The following is a 468-nucleotide window of genomic DNA, read 5'->3' as shown; positions in this document are numbered from 1 at the left end:
TTGTAAACGCGTACAACATTGGCATTATCTATTGTTGTGTCTGCGGCTTTAACTGGCCTCATTGGTTCATTCCATATCCTGCAGATTATAAAAAACATTCTTATGCATCTATTTATACACGTAGTTTTGCCAGTATGTGTTTCACCGTTTTAATTAGCAACTACTGGAAAATTGCTATTATTTCTGCAACTGGCGCTGCGCTCACAACCGCTAAATAAAAGCATTCTAATAAAGAGTAATCCGTTCGCTCTTTGTCGTTTAATAACTAATATAAATATAAATATAAATATAAATATAAAACTATTAATGACCCTAAACCGCCTACGCTATAATAATTTCATATCTAGCCTTGTTATTTTTTACGTATATCTGTTAATATCCTCCGCGAACTTTATTTGCCCTAAATAAAGAATAATCATATACGGATTTATGAACATGAAAAAACTAATCGCAGTAGCAGCTCTATCT

1 protein-coding gene is annotated in these 468 nt (G+C 32.5%); it reads left to right on the top strand.

Going from position 1 to position 468, the window contains the following annotated elements:
• The coding region (locus tag HR9077_RS22050; RefSeq protein ID WP_210725999.1) for a hypothetical protein at positions 1-218 on the top strand (218 nt) is incomplete at its 5' end.
• Positions 219-468 lie beyond the last annotated feature (250 nt).

Source organism: Modicisalibacter radicis (genome assembly GCF_900961225.1).
GTDB lineage: Bacteria > Pseudomonadota > Gammaproteobacteria > Pseudomonadales > Halomonadaceae > Modicisalibacter.
This window is presented reverse-complemented; position numbering and strand designations above follow the sequence as displayed.